The organism is Sorangium sp. So ce590, from assembly GCF_051521365.1.
GTDB lineage: Bacteria > Myxococcota_A > Polyangia > Polyangiales > Polyangiaceae > Sorangium.
Window position 1 is genome coordinate 11,457,651 of sequence record NZ_CP150346.1, and the last position, 19,588, is coordinate 11,477,238.

15 protein-coding genes are annotated in these 19,588 nt (G+C 73.4%); 9 read left to right on the plus strand and 6 right to left on the minus strand.

The window, feature by feature from the left end:
- Window positions 1–124: 124 nt before the first annotated feature.
- Both WMF28_RS43525 and WMF28_RS43530 read left to right on the plus strand, forming a co-directional pair.
- Window positions 125–967 carry an MBL fold metallo-hydrolase gene (locus tag WMF28_RS43525; protein ID WP_437599651.1) on the plus strand — a complete coding sequence of 281 codons (843 nt, stop codon included), beginning with the start codon at window positions 125–127 and terminating at the stop codon, window positions 965–967.
- A 56-nt stretch (window positions 968–1,023) separates the two neighbouring features.
- Window positions 1,024–2,505, plus strand: a complete 1,482-nt coding sequence (locus WMF28_RS43530; RefSeq protein ID WP_437599652.1) for a sigma-54-dependent Fis family transcriptional regulator — start codon at window positions 1,024–1,026, stop codon at window positions 2,503–2,505.
- An 83-nt stretch (window positions 2,506–2,588) separates the two neighbouring features.
- On the opposite strand, the gene WMF28_RS43535 is transcribed toward WMF28_RS43530, so the two are convergent.
- From WMF28_RS43535 to WMF28_RS43550, 4 genes are all read right to left on the minus strand, one after another.
- Window positions 2,589–3,212, minus strand: a complete 624-nt coding sequence (locus WMF28_RS43535; RefSeq protein WP_437599653.1) for a hypothetical protein — start codon at window positions 3,210–3,212, stop codon at window positions 2,589–2,591.
- Between the two features lie 215 nt (window positions 3,213–3,427).
- Complete coding sequence (locus WMF28_RS43540; RefSeq protein ID WP_437599654.1) at window positions 3,428–4,999, minus strand: hypothetical protein; 1,572 nt, start codon at window positions 4,997–4,999, stop codon at window positions 3,428–3,430.
- Window positions 4,996–7,851 (minus strand): DUF4175 family protein, encoded by a 2,856-nt coding sequence (locus WMF28_RS43545; RefSeq protein WP_437599655.1) that lies wholly within the window; start codon window positions 7,849–7,851, stop codon window positions 4,996–4,998. Before WMF28_RS43545 ends, WMF28_RS43540 begins: the two co-directional genes overlap by 4 nt.
- 78 nt (window positions 7,852–7,929) lie before the next feature.
- Entirely contained in the window at window positions 7,930–9,216 is a 1,287-nt protein-coding gene (locus WMF28_RS43550) for a GNAT family N-acetyltransferase (RefSeq protein WP_437599656.1), read from the minus strand.
- A 214-nt stretch (window positions 9,217–9,430) separates the two neighbouring features.
- Between WMF28_RS43550 and WMF28_RS43555 the strand changes: the two genes are divergently transcribed.
- From WMF28_RS43555 to WMF28_RS43565, 3 genes are all read left to right on the plus strand, one after another.
- Window positions 9,431–11,410 carry a DsbA family protein gene (locus WMF28_RS43555; RefSeq protein ID WP_437599657.1) on the plus strand — a complete coding sequence of 660 codons (1,980 nt, stop codon included), beginning with the start codon at window positions 9,431–9,433 and terminating at the stop codon, window positions 11,408–11,410.
- Between the two features lie 186 nt (window positions 11,411–11,596).
- Complete coding sequence (locus WMF28_RS43560; RefSeq protein ID WP_437599658.1) at window positions 11,597–12,889, plus strand: DUF6882 domain-containing protein; 1,293 nt, start codon at window positions 11,597–11,599, stop codon at window positions 12,887–12,889.
- A gap of 137 nt (window positions 12,890–13,026) precedes the next feature.
- The gene (locus WMF28_RS43565) at window positions 13,027–14,358 is read left to right on the plus strand and encodes a phosphoribosyltransferase family protein (RefSeq protein WP_437599659.1); all 1,332 of its coding nucleotides are present in this window, start codon (window positions 13,027–13,029) and stop codon (window positions 14,356–14,358) included.
- Between the two features lie 37 nt (window positions 14,359–14,395).
- Here WMF28_RS43565 and WMF28_RS43570 read toward each other — a convergent pair whose 3' ends face one another.
- Both WMF28_RS43570 and WMF28_RS43575 read right to left on the minus strand, forming a co-directional pair.
- Window positions 14,396–15,901, minus strand: coding sequence for a hypothetical protein (locus WMF28_RS43570; RefSeq protein WP_437599660.1), 1,506 nt, complete (start codon window positions 15,899–15,901; stop codon window positions 14,396–14,398).
- A 356-nt stretch (window positions 15,902–16,257) separates the two neighbouring features.
- The gene (locus tag WMF28_RS43575; protein ID WP_437599661.1) at window positions 16,258–16,428 is read right to left on the minus strand and encodes a hypothetical protein; all 171 of its coding nucleotides are present in this window, start codon (window positions 16,426–16,428) and stop codon (window positions 16,258–16,260) included.
- Window positions 16,429–16,440: 12 nt separating this feature from the next.
- Between WMF28_RS43575 and WMF28_RS43580 the strand changes: the two genes are divergently transcribed.
- The 4 genes from WMF28_RS43580 to WMF28_RS43595 all read left to right on the plus strand — a co-directional run bounded on the left by WMF28_RS43580 (window position 16,441) and on the right by WMF28_RS43595 (window position 19,565).
- Window positions 16,441–16,671 (plus strand): hypothetical protein, encoded by a 231-nt coding sequence (locus WMF28_RS43580; protein WP_437604377.1) that lies wholly within the window; start codon window positions 16,441–16,443, stop codon window positions 16,669–16,671.
- Window positions 16,668–17,210 carry an inorganic diphosphatase gene (locus tag WMF28_RS43585; RefSeq protein ID WP_437599662.1) on the plus strand — a complete coding sequence of 181 codons (543 nt, stop codon included), beginning with the start codon at window positions 16,668–16,670 and terminating at the stop codon, window positions 17,208–17,210. The genes WMF28_RS43580 and WMF28_RS43585 overlap by 4 nt, the downstream gene beginning before the upstream one ends.
- Before the next feature lie 186 nt (window positions 17,211–17,396).
- Window positions 17,397–17,540: a hypothetical protein gene (locus WMF28_RS43590; RefSeq protein ID WP_437599663.1), complete on the plus strand. Its 144-nt coding sequence runs from the start codon at window positions 17,397–17,399 to the stop codon at window positions 17,538–17,540.
- Between the two features lie 261 nt (window positions 17,541–17,801).
- Entirely contained in the window at window positions 17,802–19,565 is a 1,764-nt protein-coding gene (locus WMF28_RS43595) for a DUF1592 domain-containing protein (RefSeq protein ID WP_437599664.1), read from the plus strand.
- Window positions 19,566–19,588: the final 23 nt, after the last annotated feature.

Genomic DNA, 19,588 nt, shown 5'->3' on the forward strand with positions numbered 1-19,588 from the left:
GGCAGCAGAAAAGCGGAGCGGTTTCAAGTGCCTGCGTCCTGGCACGCCGCTCGCTGGAGATCGCTGAAGAGCGCTGGAGAGCGCCGAAGAGCGCCGAAGAGCGCCCAGGAGGCACGCGAGAACGATGGAGATCAGGTTCTGGGGAGTTCGCGGGAGCATCGCTTCGCCTGGGCCGGAGACGGCGGCGGTGGGCGGAAACACAAGCTGCGTGGAGGTCCGCTGCGGCTCGTCGCGGATCATCCTCGATGCAGGGACAGGCGTACGCAAGCTCGGAGACGCCCTGCTCCGGGAAGGGTCGGTCGAGGCCACGGTGCTGCTCTCCCACCTGCACTGGGACCACATCCAGGGCTTGCCGTTCTTCGTGCCGGCGTACCTGCCGAGCTCGAAGCTGTCGATCGTGGGCAGCACGCACGGGGTCGGGACCCTCCGCGAGGCGCTCTCGGCGCAGATGGCAGCGCCGAGCTTCCCGGTCCGGCTGGACGAGCTGGGCGCGCAGCTCGCCCTGCGGGAGGCGCGGCCGGGGGAGGCGCTCGATGCCGGGGAGGTCCACGTGCGCATCGCCAAGCTCAACCACCCGGGCGGCGTCCTCGCCTACCGCCTCGAGCACGCGGGCCGCAGCCTCGTCTACGCGACCGACACCGAGCACTACGCCTGCGTCGATCCGGCGCTGCGCGCGCTCGCGGACGGCGCCGACGTGCTCATCTACGACGCGCAGTACACCCCGGAGGAGTACCGCGGCGACGCAGGGCGATCGAGGGCCGGATGGGGGCACTCGACGTACATCGCGGGCGCCGAGATCGCGCGGGCGTGCGGCGCGCGGCAGCTCGTGCTCTTCCACCACGACCCGCAGCGGACGGACGCTGGCGTCGCCGAGATCGAGCGCCTCGCGCGCGAGCTCTTCCCTGCCTCGGTCGCCGCGCGCGAGGGGCTCTGCATCAACGTCGAGGCCCTCGCGCGGGCCGCGTGATGACGCGGATGACGACAGGGGCGGCGCCCTCTATGCTGGATCTTGCTCCGTTATCCATGTCGCGCCTCTCGCTGCTCGTCGATCTCGCCTCCCTCCTCGCCCGGGAGGTCGACTTCGACGCCCTCCTCGGCACGGCGTGCGAGCGGCTCGCGAAGGCGCTCCGCGCCGACCGCGCGACGATCTGGCTCGTCGACGCGGAGCGCGGCGATCTCGTGACGCGCGTCGCCCTGCTGCCCGAGCTCCCCGCGCTCAGGCAGCCGCTCGAGCGCGGCATCGCGGGGCACGTCGCCAGGACCGGCGAGGTCGTGCGCGTCGACGACGCCGCGCGCGATCCGCGCTTCGATCCGTCGGCCGACCGGGCGACGGGCTACACGACGCGCTCAATGCTCGTCGCGCCCATCCGCGAGGACGGCGCCGCGCCCATCCGCGGCGTCGTCCAGCTGCTGAACCGCGCGGGAGCGCCGTTCGATGAGGAGGACGAGCGCTACCTCGTCGCGCTCGCGACGCAGCTCGCCCGCGCGCTCATGCTGACGACGCTCCGCGCGGCCGAGGGCGGCGGGCCGGGGGTCGTGCTGCAGGGGCCGTTCAACCGGATCGTCGGCCGCAGCGAGCGGCTGGCCGCCGTGTACGAGAAGGTCCAGCTCGCGGCGCAGACCGACGCGACCGTGCTGCTCCGCGGGGAGACCGGCACCGGCAAGAGCCTGTTCGCGCGGGCGATCCACGTCAACTCGCGGCGACAGACGCGGCCCTTCGTCACCGTCGACTGCACGACGCTGCCGGCGCAGCTCGTCGAGAGCGAGCTCTTCGGCCACGAGCGCGGGGCGTTCACCGGCGCGGATCGGCGCGTGCCGGGCAAGGTGGAGCTCGCGGAGGGCGGCACGCTGTTCCTGGACGAGCTCGGGGACCTGCCGCTCGACATCCAGGGCAAGCTCCTCCGCTTCCTGCAGGATCGCTCCTTCGAGCGCGTCGGCGGTCGCCAGACGCTCCGCGCCGACGTGCGGGTCGTGTGCGCCACGCACTGCGACCTCGAGCGCTTCGTCGCCGAGGGCCGCTTCCGGAAGGATCTCTACTACCGCGCGCGCGTCGTCGAGATCGACCTGCCGGCCCTGCGCGAGCGCGGCCCCGAGGACGTCGAGACGCTGGCCCGCCACTTCGCGGACGTCTACGCGACGAGGTACGGAAGGCCCGCGCCGCGCTTCGATCTGGACGCGCTCCGCCACATCCGCGCCCATACCTGGCCGGGCAACGTGCGCGAGCTCGAGCACTGGGTCGAGAGCGCGATCGCCCTCGCGCCGGACGGCCGCATCTCCGCGGGGCACCTCCCGGCGCGCCGGCGCGAGGGCGCCCCGCCGCACACCGACGCGGTCCGCGAGGGCGACGAGCAGGTCGCGCTGCCGCTCGGCCTCACCCTCGACGAGGTGACGCGGCGCTACGTCGAGGCGATGGTCCGCGCGTGCGAGGGGAACAAGACCGAAGCGGCGAAGCGGCTCGGCGTCGGCAGGAACACCCTGGCGCGCGCGCTCCGCACGAAGAACTGAGGCCGCGGCGCGCCTCCGGCCGCGCGCTCGCGCCGCGCGGTGGCCGCCGCGGGCGCGCGGCTCGGAGCGCCGTGTACCCCGCGTCACTCCGGGGTCACACGGAATGCCACGCCGATGCCGGCGACCGCCGCGACGTCGGAGGCTTGCCACCTCTGGGCGGAGCCGACCTTCAGATGAGGGCGCGCCAGGGCGACATGCAGCTCGAGGAAGCTGCGCAGCTCCACGGTTCGCCAGAGGCCCCACTCGGCGCCCCCGCGCACGCCGGAGGTGAGTATCCAGGGGAGGTTGCTGTCGTCTGTCGGCTTCAGGTTCCCCGCGAGCGCCGCGTTGGCGACGCCGGACTGCAAGAAGTTGCACAAGAAAACGGCATCCCTGTGCCTGCAGAGCGACAGGAGGCCGACGCAGACGCTGCCCTCCGGCCCCATGATCGGGGTGTTGCTCGGATCGCTGCCCAGCGCCCAGAGCACGCGCGCCTCGACCGACATGGACACGTCGAGCCAGCGGAGGGTGGCGGCCAGCGAGGGGCCGAACGCCGTCGGGGGCATCAAGCCGAACGCCAGCACGGTCGACGTGCTGAGCTCGCCCACCGTGCGCGGCTCGCTTACCGTGCGCGGCTCCGAGACGCGTTGCGTGTCACCTGCGTACGCCCGAGCCGACAGAGCGAGGCTCAGCGCGACCATCAGGACGATGCGATCCGTGTTCGTCACCGCGCGACCGTAGGAGAGCGCTCCGGCGCGACGGAAGCCGAAGCGGGCGCGCTCGCGCAGAAACCGGCAAGCGTAGACCATTGCGCCGAGCGGCGGCGTTTGCCTCGTCTCGCTGTCTTTTCGACGCACGGGGCGCCGCCCGGTCGATCGAGGGAGCGCCGCGGGGGCGTCCCTTCGTCCTGACGGCCTCGGAGGTCGCCCGAGCTTCCGGCGCGCTAGCGCGCCCTGCGGCGCGCGGCCTCGCAGAGGGCCGACGAGATGGGGTCGCTGGGGAGCTCCGGCGGCAGCTTTTCCTCGCAGGCCACCTCGGGGCTCAGCGGGTCGAGCGCGGTGCCCGCCGAGAAGGCGCGCTCCGCGTCGGCGCCTCCGTGGAGCAGGCCGTGCAGCGACCACCACCGGCCATGGCGGCTGTTCACGTCCTCCACCTGCTCGACGAGCGGAGCGGCGCTCGCCCGCTCGCCCGAGGCCAGCAGGGCGGCGGCGAGGAAGCCGCGCACCGCCGGCTCACGCGGCGCGAGCGCCTGCGCGCGGGCGTGCTGGACCGCCGCGGCGGCGTGGTGGCCGCGATCGTGGAGCAGCTGGCCGAGGCGCACCCGCTTGGCGACCTCCTGCCGGTGCGGCATCTCCCCGCCCGGCGCCAGGTCGGGCGGCACGTCGGCCGGCACCGTGGCGAGGTAGGCGCGCCAGCGCTTGTCCCAGGCCGCGAGGTCCGCGCCGGAGATCTCGGCGATCGCTCGCTCCAGGTCCGCGTCGCTGCTCGCGTCCTTGAGCCGGCGCAGGAGCTGCGGCAGCGCCGTGTCGCCCGCCTCCCTCGTCCAGTAACGGATGAAGCTCGCGACCTCGGCGAACACGATCGCCGCCTCCTCCGCGCTCGGGAGCATCGCGATCGAGGGGCCGATCTTGTCGAGCGGGCGCCCGAGGCCTTTCCGGATGCCGAGGACGGCGATCGCGTCCGCGGACGGCACGTCGTCCAGCGGGTCGGGCTCGCGCCAGCGGACCTCCTCGCGCTTGGCCACGCCCTCCTGCAGCCACAGCGGGGCGTTGTCGCGCGTCCCGCGCGAGAGCGCGAGGTGCGTTATCTCGTGCGCGAGCGTGTCCAGCCAGGGGTAGCCGTTCGGCGTCGCGCGCGGGGAGAGCATCGTCACCCGCCCCCACTTGGCGATGGCGACGGTGCCCGTCGTCCGCGCCGCGTCTTCGGGCAGGCCCGTCATCGCGGAGAGCGTGAACTGATCCCGGACGAGATCGATCCGCAGCGGCCGGAGGAGCTCGACCCCGAGGTCCTTCGCGAGCACGTCGCGCGTCTTCGCGGCGACCTCGACGAGGAGCGGCACGAGCGCGCGATCCTCGTCGTCCTGGAGCCGCACCCAGACGCCGCGCTCCTCGTCGTTCACGACGACCGTCGCCGCGGTGGCGCGGGCGCAGCCGCGCGCGATGTCCCCGAGCGCCGCGCCTTCCGCCGTCGCCGCGAGATCGGGGCGCGCGAGGATCGCCGACGCGGCGTCGCAGTCGCCCTCGTAGATGGCGAGCCGGCCGCGCTCGATCGCGAGCGCGGGGTCGGCTGGATCCGCCCCCTTCAGGATGTCCCGCGCCGCCGGGGCGTCGATCTCCAGGATCGCGGCCCGCGCCCGCACCGCGCGATCGAGATCGCCGACCGTGATGCGGCCGGACGCCGCCGTCGACACGGTCGCGAGCGCGCCGAGGATCACCGCCTTGAGGCCGCGCCTCGCCATGGCCGTCGCCCTGCGCGGAGCCCTGGCCGGGACCGCTGCACCGTCGATGCGCCTCATTTCAGGAGCCCCTCCGCGTAGCGCTTGACCGCCTCTCTCAGCCGCGGATCCGAGGCGCCCCCGAGCCCCTCGAGGACGCGCCGCCGGAACTCCTCGGGGCCCTTGTGCTTGTCCTTGTCCGGGATGTCGGCCTTCCTCGCCATGTTCCTCTCCCCTTCCGACTCGGCGTCGCCCTCCTGACCCTGGTCCTCGCTGCGCGACATCTCGAGCAGCCGCTGCGCGTCGCGCTGGCGCTCGTTGCCCTGCTCGCCGTTCCCCTCGGAGAGGGCGCGCTGCGCGTCGCGCATCGCCTCCTCGGCCTCGTCGAGGCGCTCGAGCATCTCCTCCGGCATGCGGCCGTCGCCGCGCTCGCCCCGCTTGCGCAGCTCGCGCGCGCGATCGGCGAGCGAGCCCTCGCGCTGGCTCGACCTCGCGAGGCCCTCCCGCGCCCGCTCCGCCGCAGCCCGTCGCAGCCTGCGCAGCGCCTCCTCGGCCCAGGCGAGCTCCTCGGCGAGCGCCTGCTGCGCCTCGGCGGCCTCGCGGCCGGCCCGCTCCTCGGGGAAGAAGCCGCCGCCCTGCGCGCCGAGCCGCTTCGCCTCGCCCAGCGAGCGCATCGCGCCCTGGCCGCTCTGGACCGCCTCCTCGGGGCGGACCTGCTCCAGCGCGCCGGCCATCGCCTCGGCCTGCTCCCTGCCAGCCGCCGCGGCGGACTCGGCCGAGCCCGGCGCCCCGCCCGGCTGCGGCAGATCCCGCACCGCCTCGCGGATCGCCTCCGCGTGCCGCTTCGCCTCCTCGCGGAGCGCCGCGGCGTCCTCGGGCCGCGACGCGCGCGTGAGCTCCTCGGCGACCGCGTTCACCTCGGCGGCGTGATCGCGCGCGAGCTCCTCGAGGTCCCGCTCGCTCTGCGCGACGCTCTCGTCGGCGCTCGAGGCCTCGCCGGGCTCGGGTCCGCGCGGCGCCCCGGACTCCACCCCGCCGCGGCCGCCGCCGCCGAACGAGGGCTCCGGCCGCCTGAGCCGCGCCGCGAGGTCGCGCGCCGCGAGCTCGGCGTGCATCCAGTCGCCGGCGCCGCGGGCGCGCGCGATCCTGCGCAGGTCGTTCGCGACGATCTCGCCGAGGTCGAGGCCGAGCTCGCCGATCTTGCTCAGCTCGACCCCCCCGCCGCCCAGCACCGTGACGGCCGCCTCGAGGCGGATCTCGCCGCCCCCGCGATCGCCGCCGCCGAGGAGCCCGGCCGCGGCCGCGGCCTCGTCCGCGACGTCGGCGAGCCGCTGCGCGACGGCCCGGGCGTCCCGGAAGCCGAGGCCGCGCAGGCCGGCGTCGAACGCGAGCAGCACGCCCTCGGTCTCGTCGAGCAGCCCCTGGTGCGCCGCGCGCGTGGTCGATCTCCGCTCGGCGGCGAGCGCCTCGTCGAGCCTCGCCAGCTGACCGCGCGCGAGCGACGCGATGCGCCCCCGCACCCGGAGCCCGCCGTAGTCGGCGGCGAGCGCCCGCTCGACCTCCGCCTTCGCGGTCGCCTGCACCTCGGCCTCGCGCGCCGCGTGCGCCGCGGCGCCGACCGCGTCCGGCGTCCTCTGGCCGATGCGGTCCGCGAGCAGGTCGGTGAGCGCGTCGCGCGCCTTCGCGAGCGCGACGTAGCGCCGCGCCTCGGGCTCGCCCACCTGCGGCGGGATGACCAGGATCGCCTCGCTCCTGCCCCACTTCGGGCCCTCGATCGGGTCGTTGTCGCGCGCCTCGATCCGCACCTCGATGGGCACGTACGTCCTGCGGAAGAACGGATCGCGCGCCCTGAGCTCGTAGCCTCCGCGGTCGATCTTCGCGTCCCCCGCCGGCCGCGAGAGCACCCGGCGCTCCTCCTTCGCGCCGGCGCGCAGGACGAGATCGACCTCGCGCAGGCCGTGATCGTCGGTGATCTCGTAGCGGAGCGGGATGCTGGGCTCGTCGAGGAGCCTGACCGTGCGCGGCGCGCCCTCGAGCGTGACGCGCGGCGCGTCGTCGGCGATCGACACGACGCGCTGCGCGTCGGCCTGCCGGACGCGCACCTGCCCGAAGCGCGCGGCCACCTGGAGGGTCGTCGAATCGCCGAGCGTCCAGCGGGCGATCACGCCGTCCTTGCCGTCGTCGACGAACGGGACCTCGGCGCCGCCGTCGGTCAGCACGAGCGCGCGGCCTCCCCGGATCGGGCGGCCGCGCATCGTGATCACGGTCCCCCGCGGCTGCATCGTCGTCGCGAACGGCAGGAGCACCTCCGTGCCCTCGTGCAGGTACTCGGGCGGCGTGGCCGTCATCTCGACGTCCTCGATCCACGGCAGATCGAGCGGCGCCTCGCCGCCGCGGGCGGCGAGGACGTCGAGCCCCTCGACGACGCGCGACGGCTCGATCGCGGCGGCCGCGAGCGCCGTCACGCCGAGGGCGAGGCCCGCGCTCGCCCACCGCGCGGCCGCCTGCTGCGCGCGCGCGAGGATGCGCGTCCGCGAGGCGCGGCCGAGCAGGCGCCGGAGGTGCAGGCCGGCGAGCTCCGGCGACCCGACCCGATCGTCGGCCGCGGCGCGATCCACGAGCGAGAGCGCCCTCAGGGTGGCGGCGCCGAGCGCCTCGTCCGCGCGGCCGATGATCTCGCGCACGGTGCGCCGGGCGTCGCCGCGCCGCCGCCGCGCGAGGATCGCCCGCGCGACGATCGCCGCGAGCAGCGCCGCGAGGCCGGCGCCGGCGAGCCCGCGGGCGAGCGGGGAGCCCACGCGCGCCACGTGCGCCGCGCCGAACAGCCCCGCGAAGGCCGCCGCGGTGAGCGCGCGGCGCGCGGAGGGATCCACCTCGGTGTCCCAGAGGGAGCGCAGCCGCGCGATGGACAGGGCCGGCGCCTCGTTATCCATGGAGAGGCAAGGGTAACCGGCGGAAGGAGGTGGTCCAGCGGATCGGTGGGATCCCCGGGGGGGTGAGCGCCTGGGCGATCAGACGTCGAGCTCGCCGTCGGTCATGAACCAGCTGTCCGGGTCGAGCAGCACGCGCCGCAGCTCGTCCGGGAAGCTGGGGTCGAGATGTACGATGAGCCACCGCGAGCCGACGCTCGGGGGGTGGGGGCGGGAGAAGAAGCCGAGCGCCCGCAGGCGCGCGCTGAACGAAGGGGGGGTCACGAGGAGCATCCCCACGGAGACGTGCCCCTCGCGCCGCATCGCCTGGCAGAACTCGAGGAGCAGGGCGTCGAGCAGGGGGCCGCTGTCCTCGCAGAACACGTCGGTCATCTCGACCTTGTTGTTCCGCACCGAGTAGACGGCGTAGCCGAGCAGCCGCCCGTCGTGCCTGTCGAGCATGCAGAAGAAGCGGTAGCGCGTGTTGCCGAGCTGCGCGTAGCGCCAGTTCAGGAACTGGGCGCTCCGCTCGCCGACGATCGGCGAGGGCTTCGCCCGCGACCACAGCTCGTCGAAGCGATGGTCGGCGGCGTCCACGAGCTCGGTGCGCACGCGGCTGCCCTTCGCGAGCAGCGCTGTGGTGTCCCGGAGCGCCATGGAGGCGTCGACGGCGCGCCCGGCGGCGCGCACCAGGGCGTTGTCCGGCTTCACCGTCGCTCGCTGCACGACGCGCTCGGCGGCCGTCGACAGCGCCTGCGTGAGGGGGGCTGGCGGGTCGCCCGGCGTCGCCGCCTCCCAGAGCGCGCGCCAGCGAGGGTGCGGGACCGCCGAGGCCGCCCGCTCCGCGACCCGCTGCACCACCGCGCTCACCGTGCTCCGCTGCTCCCCGGCCGACGAGGCGGCGAGCTCGCTCAGCTTGTACGCGGCCATGAGGGGGCGGACCCAGAGGGTGGAGTCCGCGATCTTCTTGTAGCCGGCGCGCTGGAAGATCGGGAATGACGCCTTGTTGGGGAAGCCGAACAGGAAGTCGACCCCGGCGTCGCGGCAGCCCTTCGCGAGCTCGCGCTGGATGCTCATGGCGGCCCCGGCGATGCGGTGCGCCCTGGTCACGCCGAAGTCGCCGAGCACGCCGGCCTTGAGCTTCCGCCCGCCGACGTGGACCTCGCGCGGGTAGAACGAGCCGCTGCCGATGATCTCCCGCTCCGGGCCGTGAAAGCCCATCCAGGTCCGCGGGGGGCCCGCCGGGTTCTGCTCCTGGAACCAGCGCATCCGCCGCTCCACGAGCTCCTGCGATACCTCGCCGTGGGCGAGGTTCTCTTTCCAGAGCTGCGCGAGGACGTCCCTGTGCTCTTCCGGCTGGATGCGGGCGGCGCTGTAGACCTTCTGCATGGCGTTCCGGTGCGCTCTCCTGGCGCGGCCGAGCGGCGCGCTGGGGCCGTCATGGCCGAAGGCGGCAAGGGCGTCAATCGTGCCTGGCCGGGGCTTCTCCGTTCACTTCGCCGTTCATCATCGACGACGCACGACGCGAGGGGGCGTTCCGCGCTGGGCGCAGCGAGGCGCGCGGGGCGACGGCATCATCACGGAACGAGGGTACACTCGCGCGATGTTCCGCCGCGCCATCGCCGCCGTCGCCTGGGTCTCGCTGATCTTCGCCCTGGCCTGCAGCTCTGCTCTCTCGCCGCCCCCTCCGGGCACCTCGCAGCCGAAGGCCGGCGGGGCCGCGGCGCAGCCGTCGGGGGCGGGCGCGCCGCTCGACGATGTCATGGTCGCGGAGGGCGACCCCGGGCCGGTGCCGGTGACCCGCGCCGATCCGGCGCGCGGCAGCCGGCTCGCGCCCGTGACGATCGTCGTGTTCTCCGATTTCGAGTGCCCCTTCTGCAAGCACCTGGACGGCACGCTGAGGCAGCTGGAGCGGCGCTACGGCCCGGACCAGCTGCGGATCGTGTGGAAGAACTTCCCGCTCGCCTTCCACAGGCAGGCTCGGCCGGCGGCCGAGGCGGGGATGGCGGTGTTCGCGCACGCCGGTCCCAGCGCCTTCTGGGCGTTTCACGACGCCATCTTCGGCGCGGACGAGCGGCTCTCGCCGGCGCTCGAGGCCGTGGCGCTCCGGCGGGCGGGGGTGACCCCCGGCCAGGTCAAACAGCTCGTTCAGCGGAGCGCGGCGGCGCAGAAGGTCGACGCCGACATGGCGCTCGCCGCGCGGCTCGGCGTGAACGGCACGCCGGCGTCGTTCATCAACGGCGTCGCCCTCGTCGGCGCGGAGTCGGCGGAGCGGTTCGCCGAGATCATCGACGCGCAGCTCGCCTCGGCGCGGGCGCTCCGCGCCGAGGGGACGCCGCCGGAGCAGGTGTACGCGGCGCTCACGAAGAAGAGCTTCGCCCCGCCCGCCGCGGAGCCCGAGGACGCCGAGGAGGAGGAAGAGCGCAGGACGGTGCACCTCGTGCCCGTCGGGGACTCGCCCGCGCGCGGCAAGGACACGGCGCTCGTCACGATGGTGCTGTTCAGCGACTACCAGTGTCCGTTCTGCAGGCGGATCACGCCGACGGTCGACAAGCTCGCGGCGCAGTACGGCGACAAGCTGCGCGTCGTCTGGAAGGACAACCCGCTGCCGTTCCACCCCCGCGCCGAGCCCGCTGCGGAGCTCGCGCGCGAGGCTCGGGCCCAGAAGGGGGACGCCGCCTTCTGGCAGGCCAATGACCGCCTCCTCGCCGTCGAGGCCAGCCTCGACGACGCGGCGCTCGAGGCCCTCGCCGCGGATCTCCGGCTGAACGTGGCGGCGGTGAAGCGCGCCATCGCCTCGCGCAAGCACGCGGCCAAGATCGAGGCCGACATGGAGCTCGCGGACGACCTCGGCGCCGCGGGGACCCCGCACTTCTTCATCAATGGACGCCGGCTCGTCGGCGCGCAGCCGCTCGAGAAGTTCCAGGCGCTCATCGACGAGGAGATCGCCAAGGCGGAGGCCATGGTCGTGGCGGGGACGCCGCGCGCGAAGGTCTACGAGTCCATCCAGAAGCAGGCTGTCCCGCCGGCGTCCCCGCCGAAGGTGTCCGTCCCGCCGCCGTCCAAGGGCCACCCCGGCAAGGGCGCGGCCGCCGGCAAGGTGGTCATCCAGATGTTCTCCGACTTCCAGTGTCCCTATTGCGCGCGCGGCGGCGCCACGATGGACGAGCTCATCAAGGCCTTCCCGGGCAAGGTCCGCGTGGTTTTCCGCCACCTGCCGCTCCCTTTCCACCCCGAAGCGCAGCTGGCGGCCGAAGCGGCCATGGAGGCGCTCGCGCAGCAGGGGCCGGCCGGCTTCTGGAAGATGCACGATCGGCTCTTCAAGGCCCATGACGCCTCGAACCTCGATCGCGCGGCCCTGGAGCAGCATGCCGCGAGCATCGGGCTCGACGCGGCGCGCTTCGCCCGGGCGCTCGACGAGCGCACCCATCGATCCGCGGTCGAGGCCGACGCGCAGACCGCGCGGAGCGCCGGCATCACCGGGACTCCCGGGTTCGTGATCAACGGTTACCTGGTCAGCGGAGCCCAGCCGCTCGCGAAATTCAAGAAGGTCGTGCGCCGCGCCCTCCGCGAAGCGAACTGAAGCGAAAGGAAGCGAAATGAAGCGAACTGAACGTAAACGCCCGTGAGCTGAACGCGGCCAGGCAGACCGAGCTTGGGCTGCGGGCTTCTGGCCTGGCGCTCGGTCGACTGGCCTTCCGTTCGCCATGCGCGTCTCTCGGGGCGCGTCCATCGGTATCGCCCGCCGAGCTCGTGATACCTTGTCCCAATGCCCAAACCGCGCGGTCGAGTAACCTCGGCCGAACCCAGGCGCACCGTCAAGGCATCGAGCGGGCGGGGGCGCGCGCAGCCTCGTGACAAGGCGGGCCAGCGCGGCGTCGCCGATGCGGGCCCGCCGGCCGCGCTGCGCGACAAGCAGGAGCGGTCGCCCGTCAGCGCGCGGGCCACGCCCAGGAAGGCGAAGGGGACCGCCGCGCTTGTGGAGGCCGCTCCGGCGGAGCGACGGGTCGCGCCGAAAAAGCGCGCTGTGACGGAGCGGCCGGCGCCGAGGAAGGGCGCCGCGACGGAGCGGCCGGCCGCGCCGAGGAAGGGCGCCGCGAGGGCGCGCGCCGACGAGCAGCCCCGCGCCGCGCCGCCTAAGCGACGACCTCGGACCGCGAAGGTCAAGAGCACCGCGAAGGTCAAGAGCGCCGCGAAGGTCAAGAGCACCGCGAAGGTCAAGAGCCAAGCGGGCGACGCGGAGCTCTCGCCTCCCCGTCCGCCGGAGCTCGACTGGGACGACACGCCGTCCGGCAGCGCCGAGGAAGCGCTCGCCCAGCGCTGGGCAGCGCGGGGCGAGGAGCTCTTCCAGCAGCTCGCCGATCACGGCGCCTCACAGCACGAGTACCGCGCCGACCTCAAGGAGGGGCGCTTCGTCTGGATCGCGCCGGGCGGCCGCGTGTCCGCCGAGGCGGGCGCGCGCCTGCTATGCAGCTGGTCGCGCGCCACGTCGGTCCTGGTCATGGCGTGGGCCGATCCGCTCGTCAGCAGCACGGGGATCGAGCGCTTCGACGGGATGCCCGCGGAGCAGGACAGCGTGGACGAGGAGGGCGCCTGGCAGATCGCGATGAGGTCGGCCGACGCCTGCGGCGCGGCGTACCTCTACCGCGTGTCCTCGCCGCAGGCCCTGTACTTCCTGGCGCTCGACGATCTGACGTTCTCGCCGAAGCGCGCCTCGTTCCACCCCGGCGCGCCGGTCGGCCTCGTGCTGCGCGCCATCGGCGAGATCCGCGAGGCGATCGCGTCCCGCGCCGAGCCCGCCGAGGTCATCCGCGACAGGATCTCCGCGCTCAGCGACTCGCTGTTCCACCAGGCCAGGTACGCCTACCGCGACACCGACTGGGTCGCGCGCCTCGACCGGACCGGCTCGTGCTTGATGCACCTCGCGAAGCGCATCCCGCGCGCGTGCTTCAGCGCGGTCGCGGCCGGCCAGCGCGTCGACGAGTGGCTCGAGCGCGAGCTCGCGCTCGAGCTGCTCAACGCGCTCTCGCTCATCGAGGACGAGTGGAGCCTGTTCGGCTGACGGGCCGCCGCGCCGCGCGGCTGAGCTCGCGCCGGCGCTCGGCCCCGTCCCCCACCGCCCCCCGCCAGCCCGGTGCGTGACCCGCGCGGCACCGCTCTTGAAAGGTCGAGAGGGGGCGGAGGTGAGGGGAGGCGGCGATGGGTCGAGCGAAGCTGTTCCAGGATCGCAGGGACGCCGGGCGCAGGCTCGCGCAGCTGCTCTCGGGGTACAGGAGCGAGGCGCCGCTCGTGCTCGGCCTGCCGCGAGGCGGCGTCGAGGTGGGCTACGAGGTGGCGCGCGCGCTGGGCGCGCCGCTCGATGTGTGGATCGTGCGCAAGCTCGGCGCACCCGGGCAGCCGGAGCTCGGCGTGGGCGCGATCTCCGAGGGGGGCGAGGTGTACATCGACCGGAGCCTCGTCGCGCTGCTCGGGATCACCGAGGCGGAGCTCGCCGAGGTCGCGGAGCAGCAGGCCGCCGAGGTGGAGCGGGGGGTGCGCCGGTTCCGGGGCGACAGGCCGATGCCCCTCATCGAGGGGCGGACGGTCATCGTCGTGGACGACGGCATCGCGACCGGCGGCACGGTGCGGGCCGCGCTGCGCGACCTGCGCAGGCGCTCGCCGAAGCGGCTCGTGCTCGCGGTGCCGGTCGCCGCGCCGTCGAGCCTGTCATCGCTCGGCCGCGAGGTCGACGGCATCGCGTGCATCGAGGAGGACCCCGGCCTCCAGGCGATCGGCGCCTACTACGAGGACTTCTCGCAGACCTCCGACGAGGCGGTCGTCCGGCTGCTCGCCGAGGCGCAGCGCGAGCTGCCGCCGCCCGAGGGCGCGGAGCGGCCGCTCTGCGTCCAGGCCGGGACGGCGGCGCTGCCCGGGGATCTCGCGGTCCCGGAGAGGGCGGTCGGCCTCGTGCTCTTCGCCCACGGCAGCGGCAGCGGCCGCAGGAGCCCTCGCAACCGCTCCGTCGCGGAGGCGCTCTGGCGATGGGAGCTGGCCACGCTGCTCTTCGACCTGCTCACCGAGGACGAGGCGGAGGAAGATCGCCGGAGCGCTCGCCTCCGCTTCGACGTGGACCTGCTCGCCCGGCGGCTGATCGGGGTGACGGACTGGGCGCTCGCGCGCCCCGAGCTCCGTCATCTCGGCGTCGGCTATTTCGGCGCCAGCACCGGCGCGGCGGCCGCGCTGATCGCGGCGGCGGCGCGGCCTCGCGCCGTGGGCGCCGTCGTGTCGCGCGGCGGCAGGCCCGATCTCGCGGGCGCGGCCCTGGCCAGGGTGCGGGCTCCGACGCTGCTCATCGTGGGCAGCGCGGACACCGCCGTGCTGGCGCTGAACCAGGACGCGCTCGCGCACCTCGCGGGCCCGCGCCGCCTCGCCGTCGTGCCGTCGGCGACGCACCTGTTCGAGGAGCCGGGCGCGCTCGCGGCGGTGGCCCGGCTCGCGGGGGAATGGTTCGCGCAGCACCTGTCCCCGAGGGGCGACGAGGCGCGGCCGTGACGCGGCGGCCGGCGACGCGGACGCCGGCCCGCGTCGCCTACTTCGAGAGCCAGACCGTGTAGGCGTGCGGCATGAACGGCGCATCGTCGGGATCGAACGGGCGGCTCCGGATCATGCTCCCCGCGTTGACGCCCACGAGGAGCAGCCCCGAGAGGCCGTCGAGCCCGACCACGGTGCGCTGCGCGCGGCTGCTGCCGAAGATGCCGGCCACCTCGACGCGGCCGGCCTCGGCGCCCCGCCTGTCGACCTTCACGATCGCCCAGCGGAACAGCGCGGGCAGCTCCCAGTCGGCCACGAAGGTGATCTCGGCCGCCTTGAGATCCGGCCGAGCGCTCGCGTCCTCGGCGGAGAGATCGAGCCACAGGTAGGTGGCGCCGGTCGGCTCGATCGGCCGCAGGGGCGCGACCCGCCGCGGGAGCGTGGCGTAGGGCAGCGACCACTCGAAGCGCACCCGGCCGAAGTCGCCGAACCGCTCGGCGTCGGACAGGTGGGCGCCGTCGCTGCGGCTGCCCAGGAACGCCCGCGCGATCGCGAACTCGAGGAGCAGGTCGTCGAGGTCCTTGCCGCGGGACCTGAGCGACGCCCGGAGCGCGTCGAACGTGTCGGGCTCGGCGCGGAAGCGCGCCGCGCCTGCGGGCGTGGACTGCGCCGCGATGGCGAGCAGCGACATCGCGACCTGCGCCGGCGTCCCGGTGCCGTAGGCGTCGTCGAGGTACCACGGGAAGAGCAGGGCGCCGTCGAGCGCGCCGAGCGCCGCGCCCGTCAGCGCCCGCTCGGGGGCGCGCTGGAAGGCGTCGATCGCGGCGAGCTCCTCGGCCGCGCAGGGCGCCGCGATCGCGGCGAGGTAGCTCGCGGCCATGGCGAGCGCGCCCTCCTCGGCCCCGGCGTCGAGGCGCACGGCGACGGCGTGCCCGAGCGCGTACGCCGCGTCGGACGCGCTCGGGCACCCGCCGCGCCCCGGCGCCGCGATGAGGGCGAACGCGCTCGCGGCGTCGAACCGCTCGCCGACCGCCCGCAGGTCGTGCCCGACGCGCGTGGGCCTGCGGTGCGGGCCGCGCTCCAGGTAGAGATCGTACGACGGGCTGCCGCCCCGCGCGCCGTCGGGGAGCGGCCGCGGCAGGCCGAGCGCGTCGTAGGCGCGCATCGCGGCCTCCAGGTGAGCGAGGCTCTCCAGGAGGGCGGCGCCGGGGACGTCCGCGGGCGCGTGCACGCACACCGGCAGCGTGAAGGAGCAGGCGCGCTGCGGGGCGTCGCGTTCGCCGGGGCGCTGCACCGGCGAGACCACGGGGCGGCCCTCGGCCGGCGGGCCGGCGGCCTCGTCGGGGGGCGCGCCAGGTTGCGCGCTCGACGCGGGCGGGCCGGTCGACGGCGCGTCCGGCGCGCGCGCTGCCGCCGCGTGGGGGCCGCCGAGGGACGCGATCAGCGCGATCAGCGCGAGCGCGCAGGGCGCCTTGCGCCGCGGCCGCTGCGGAGCAGGCGCGCGCTCCCGCCCCTGGGGTGGGGCGTGCGTGGGGCACGGTCTCGTGGGGAGCGCTACAGCCATCCGGAGGCCCGCGGGCGAGGTCTGCCCCCGCGATGGGGCCCTAGCTCATCGCACGAGCGGCGCCTCCTGCCCATCCCGGGATGCTCCACGCGGCCGGCTTGCGCGGCGCCGGGTCGGGCGGCCGGGCCGCGGAGCGTCCTGCGGATTGTACCGGTGTGACCGTGCCAGATACTGCCGAGCTCGTTGCATGGCTGTGCTCGGACGAGGAGGTGTTGAGCGGCCGAGGTACAAAGGATGTCTGGAAGATAAAATCGCGACTTCTCCTGTGGCGCAGCGGCTCACGCGTTGTGGTGCATGTGCGCCGAGCTCGTTCCAGTCCAGGGCTCGCTCAACGAGATGCACACCGCGAGCTACTCCTACGTGAACCAGGAGCTCGCGTCGTTCTGTGGCCTGGAGGCGCCGGGCGGGGCCGCGGACCAGGACGGCATGACGCGGGTCGACCTCACCGGGTCGAACCGGATGGGCATCCTCACGCTCGGCAGCGTCCTCCGCACCCACGGCGCGCCGCCGGGTCGTCGCCCGTGCACCGCGGCAAGTTCGTGCGCGAACAGCTCCTTTGCCAGCCGCTGCCGCCGCCGCCCGCGGGGCTCGACGTCAAGCCGCCATGGACCAGGCCGAGCTGGCATGGCCGCGTCCGCCCGGCCGGGCCCGCTCGGCCGCCAGGTGCGTGGCAAGCGACACGCCGAGCGCCAATTTGCCTTGAATTCTGCTATCCTGCGTACCCCCCGCCCGCCTCCAGGGCGGGGCGAAAGCCCAGGACGCCTCAATGACACATCCGCTTCACGACATCGTGCTTCCTGACAGCCGGCACGATTTCTTTCCCGTGGTGATCGAGATCCCGAAGGGATCGAAGTGCAAGTATGAGCTCGACAAGAAGACCGGGCTCTTGATGCTCGACCGCGTGCTCTACTCGTCTGTGCACTATCCCGCCAGCTACGGCTTCATCCCCCAGACGCACGCGGGCGACGGCGACCCGCTCGACGTCCTCGTCCTCATGCAGGAGCCGGTCGTGCCGCTCACGATCGTGCGGGCGCGCGCCATCGGCGGCTTCTTCATGCGCGACGACAAGGGCGTCGACGACAAGATCATCGCGGTCGCCGTCGACGACCCCTCCGTGGCCCATTACCTGACCCACGAGGAGCTGCCCCCGCACGTGACAAAGGAGCTCATGCGGTTCTTCATCGACTACAAGACGCTCGAGAACAAGCTCGCCGAGGTCGACACGATGTACGACAGGAAGCGGGCCCTGGAGGTCATCGAGGAGTCCGTCGCCAGCTATCGCTCGATCAGCGCCTGGTCCAAGGGCTGACGTGGCCGGGGTTGGGGGGCCCGGTCACAGAAGAGCACGGATGGATCGCTGCCGGGGTGGATCACGCTTCCTGGACTTTTTGGCGTCCACCCACGCGAAATCTCCGAAAAAATCCATAAACTGGCCCAGGACCCATGGGTAGCTCCTGAGAGACGGAGCGGCACACGGGTTGCTTAGTGGTTCTCCGTGGATCGCTTTTCGACACTCACGGGAAATGAGCAGCTCGGCGCGAGCCCCGAGGTCGAAGCGCGCCTGGCGATCCAGCGGCCCCGGTCCGGCTTCGACATCGAGGGCGGGCCGAGCTCGTTCGCGTGGCGGATGGCATCGTGAATTGGCTCGACGCAAAGCGTCGAACACGACTCTACCCCTGGAGAGCCAGCTCGGTCCGTCAGCGGAACCAGGCAGAAGCGCTGAGAGATCCGATAAAGATTCGGGAACAGAGCCGGGAACAGAGCCGGGAACAGAGTCGGGAACAGATTCGATAAAGAATGACGAGTTGCGTCAGGGCGCGTGAGAAATCACGCGAGTTATCGAGGCGACACCGCTTGATCGGGGCTTGACAACATGAGAGACATCAGCTTTTCTCAAGCAATGATGAGCACGCTTAACAGCTTGGTTTCGGCGAGGGCGTGTCGCCGCTATTCCGCGGTCGCGCTCCTCCTCGCCGGCCCGCTCGGTTGCTTGGGCAATCTGGGCGATGTTGACGGCACGGCCGTGGAGGAGGGGGAGGAGGAGAACAAGCCCGATCCCAACAACCCGCTGCCGACCGACGATCCGCCGCCGCAGCCGCACGACATCCCCAAGGTGTCGGCCTGCATGGTCGAGGACCTCAGCACCCCCGGCCCGCGCGTGGTGCGTCGCCTGACGGTGGACCAGTTCGAGGCCACCGTCCGCGATCTCTTCAAGGATCCGAGCGTCGCCCTCCCGAGCATCTTCAACGATCCGCAGGTGCTCGGGTTCACGGCCGACGCGAACGCGCTGGTGATCCGTGACCTGACGGCCCAGCAGATCATGGACTGGGCCGAGGCGACCGCCGAGTGGGCGGTGACGACCAAGCTCAGCAGCATCACCTCGGTCACCTGCAGGGCGACGGACGCCGCCTGCCGGGGCGAGTTCATCCGTGACTTCGGCCGCCGCGCGTTCCGCGAGAAGCTCTCGGACGACCGCGTCGCGTCCTACGACGCCCTGTTCGCGCCGGAGAAGACGTTCGAAGACGGCGCCAAGGTGGTCGTGAGCGCCATGCTGCAGTCGCCGTTCTTCCTGTACCGCCACGAGATCGGGACCGATGCCGGCGGCGCGGGCGTCTACGAGCTCACCCCGCACGAGATCGCGAACAACCTCTCGTACCTGCTGACCGGGACCATGCCGGACGAAGCGCTGCTGCAGGCCGCCGACGCGGCCGCCGCCCAGGGCACCACGCTGACCAGCGAGCAGATCTCCCAGCACGCGCTGCGCATCCTGGAGGACCCGGCGACCAGGCCGCTCGCCGAGGCGGAGATGATGCGGTTCATGCGCGGCTGGCTCCAGCTCAACCGCCTGGTCACCAGCGTGAAGGACAACACGGTCTTCCAGCTCCCGGACGCGCTGCGCAAGGACATGATGTCCGAGACGCAGGCGCTCATCCTGGACGCCGCGTTCACGCAGAACGGCACGTTCTCCAGCCTGCTGCAGGCGGACTACACGTACATCAACAGCGACCTGGCGGCGCACTACGGCCTTGGCGGGGCCGGCGGCACCGAGCTGACCCGGGTGCAGATCCCCCCCGGGCAGCGCGATCGGGGCATCCTGGCCCACGGCAGCTTCCTGACCGGGCACGGCGGCGCGAAGCTGTCCTCGCCCACCCAGCGCGGCAAGATGGTCCGCACCCGTCTCCTCTGCCAGCCGCTCGAGCCCCCGCCGCCCGGCGTCGATCCGAACGTCAAGCCCCTGGAGACCCCGGCGACCACGCGTGAGACGCTCGCGAATCACACCGCCGGTACCTGCAACGGCTGCCACAAGTACATGGACAACATCGGTGTCGGCTTCGAGCACTACGACACGTTCGGTCGGTGGCGGAACGACGAGAACGGGCTCCCCCTCGACGTGACCGGCACGATCATCGAGCCGCCCTCCGGGTCGGACTTCAATTTCAGCGGCGCGACCGAGCTGGCCGACTACCTCGCGGCGAGCGAGGACGTCAAGGCGTGCATGGTCCGTTACTGGTCGTACTACGCGTTCGGCGGCACCTGGCAGCAGGACGGCTGCACGTACGAGAAGGTCCAGCAAGAGGCGGCGGTCGACGAGTACCGCATAAAGAGCGTGTGGCTCGCGCTGACGCGCGCGCCGCACTTCACCCGCAGAGTCCAAGGTCCGTGACCCCACGGCTGCAAACAACGAAG